The sequence below is a fragment of the Desertihabitans aurantiacus genome, assembly GCF_003344635.1.
Taxonomy (GTDB): domain Bacteria; phylum Actinomycetota; class Actinomycetes; order Propionibacteriales; family Propionibacteriaceae; genus Desertihabitans; species Desertihabitans aurantiacus.
Map to the genome: position 1 here is coordinate 1 of NZ_QPKK01000389.1, position 2,527 is coordinate 2,527.

Consider the following 2,527-nt stretch of genomic DNA (forward strand, 5'->3'; position numbering starts at 1 on the left):
GGTCGGCCGCGACGCCGCCGCCCCGCGGGGCCACCGGCTCGGCGCGCACCAGGTGGCGGGGGTGGCCGGTCAGCTGCAGCGGGGAGGCGTCGGCGGGGTAGCTGCTGGCCGGGTGGAGCGCGGCGGGGTCGCGCTGCAGCAGCCGGTGCAGCGCGCTGGAGGGCGTGTTGTGGCTGGCCGAGCCCCACCAGGCCACCACCTGGCACTGCGCCCGGGTCATCGCGACGTAGAGCAGCCGCAGGTCGTCCCCGGAGTCCTCCTCCCGGGCGCGCAGGAACCGCTCGCGGCGGCCCTCGGCCTGCTCACCGCCGACGTCGACCACCCGCTCGCCGTCGGGCGCGTGCAGGCGCAGCACCCGGCCGTCGTCGTCGCGCAGGTGCCGGTCCCAGCCCGAGGGCAGGTAGACGATGGGGAACTGCAGGCCCTTGCTGTGGTGGTAGGTGAGGATCTGCACGCAGGCGCCGTCGGTCTCCAGCCGTCGCGAGCGCTCGTCGCCGTCGGCGGCTGCCTGCCGGATCCGGGTGCGCAGCCACTCCAGCAGGGCGGCGGTGCCCAGGTGGTCGCGGACCTTGGTCTGGTGCAGCCCCTCCGCCACGTGCCGCAGGTCGGTCAGCAGCCGCTCCCCGCCGGGACGGGAGAGCAGCCGCTCGGCCAGCCGCTGCTCGCTGGAGATGGCCTCCACCAGTGCCGCCACCCCCTGGTGCTCCAGCAGACCGGCCCACACCCGCAGTCGGCGTCGCAGGTCGTTGAGCTGCTGGTCGTCGGCGGCGGCCAGCTCGTCCAGGCTCCAGCCGACCAGCGAGGTCAGCGCGGCCTCCCGGACCGAGCGCTGGTGCGGCTCGAGCAGCGTCTGCAGCAGCACCGCCCAGTCGTGCGCGGCGGGGGAGCGGTGCACCGACTGGCTGCCGTTGACCACCGCCGGCACCCCGGCCGCGGCCAGCGCCTCCCGCAGCTGCTCGGCCCGCTCGTTCGCCCGCACCAGGATGGCCACGTCACTGGCCCGCACCGGCCGCCAGTCCCCACCGTCGACCCGCAGCTCGGCGTCGCCGGCCAGCAGGGTGCGCAGCTCGGCGACCAGGTCGTCACGGATCCGTTCGCGGACCGGGCCGACCCGCTGCGGGTCGCCTTCCAGCACCCGCAGCCGCAGCGGCACGGTGGGGTGGCGTCCGCTGACGCTGCGGATGCGCGACCCGGTCAGGCCCGGCTCGACCGATCGGACGAGGATGCGGTCGTCGCCCAGCGCGCCGCCCTCGAAGAGCGCGAGCACGGCGCGCACCATGTCGGGGTCGGAGCGCCAGTTGCGGGCCAGCGTGGAGCTGGTGTGGGCCTCGGTGACGGCCTGCAGGTAGGAGTGCACGTCGGCGCCGCGGAAGCCGTACACCGCCTGCTTCGGGTCACCGATGAGGATCAGCGTGCTGTGGCCGTGGAAGGCCCGGCGCACCAGCCGCCACTGCACCGGGTCGGTGTCCTGGAACTCGTCGATCAGCACCACCGGGTAGCGCTCGCGCAACCGGGTGCAGGCGGCCTCGCCGTGGTCGGGGTGGTCGAGGGTGTCGGCCAGCCCGGTGAGCATGTCGTCGAAGGTGTACACCCGCCGCCGGCGCTTGCGTCGCTCCACCTCCGCGCGGACCGCCCGGGCCAGCTCGACCCGCTCCCGCACCAGCGGGGACGGGTCGTCGGCCGGCACGATCGTCAGGCCGGGCGCCTGCACCACCGCGGTGGCGACCTCGAGCGCGTCGGCGAAGGAGAACGGCGGGCGTGCGCCGTCACCCTCGAGGCGTCCGAAACGTCGCAGGTACTCATCGGCGCAGACCTCGCGGACCAGCTCGTCGAGGTTCTCCACCAGCACCGCGTCCGGGTCGTGGGTGGCCAGCACGCCGAGGCTGTCCAGCATCCGCTGGCAGAACTCGTGGGTGGTGGCGATCGTGGCGGAGTCGAAGTCCGACAGCGCGTCGGCGACGGCCTCGTGACGGGCCCGCAGCTCCTCCACCGGGCCGGTGGCCAGCAGCCGGTCGACCTCGTCGGTGCCCTCCGGCAGCTCCCCCTGCAGCGCGGCCGCGAGCGCGGCTCGGGTGCTCTCCAGCCGCTCGCGGGTGCGCATCCGCAGCTCCTGGCTGGCGGCCCGGCTGAAGGTCACCATCATCAGCTGGCCGAGCCGGAACCGGCCCTCGGCGACGTAGCGGGCGGCGAGCGCGGCGATGGTGTAGGTCTTCCCGGTGCCGGCGCTGGCCTCCAGCACGCAGGTGCGCTCGGGCAGCGGCCCGCACACGTCGAAGGCGGGCAGCTCGGGCAGCGGGGTCGTCACCGGGCCTCCCGGTGCGCCAGCAGCGGCTCCCACACCGCCAGCGCCAGCGCGCCGAAGCGGTGCCGGACGCCGGTCGCCTCCCGCTCGGCCGGCTCGGCGTCCACCGCCAGCAGCTCGGCGCGGGTGCTGCCGACGGTGCGCGTCCAGGCCTCGTCGGCGAAACCGAGCCGCAGCGTGCCCTCCCACTGGCGCGAGCCGAGCGCGCCGTCGTCGTCCAGCCCG

Annotated in this window: 2 protein-coding genes; both read right to left on the reverse strand. The window is 75.7% G+C overall.

Going from position 1 to position 2,527, the window contains the following annotated elements; translation table 11 throughout:
- Positions 1–2,305, reverse strand: a 2,305-nt coding sequence (locus DVA66_RS19330; RefSeq protein ID WP_198671963.1) for a UvrD-helicase domain-containing protein, incomplete at its 3' end; no start/stop codon positions are given.
- Positions 2,302–2,527, reverse strand: a 226-nt coding sequence (locus DVA66_RS19335; RefSeq protein ID WP_157974155.1) for a hypothetical protein, incomplete at its 5' end; no start/stop codon positions are given. The genes DVA66_RS19330 and DVA66_RS19335, both read right to left, overlap by 4 nt.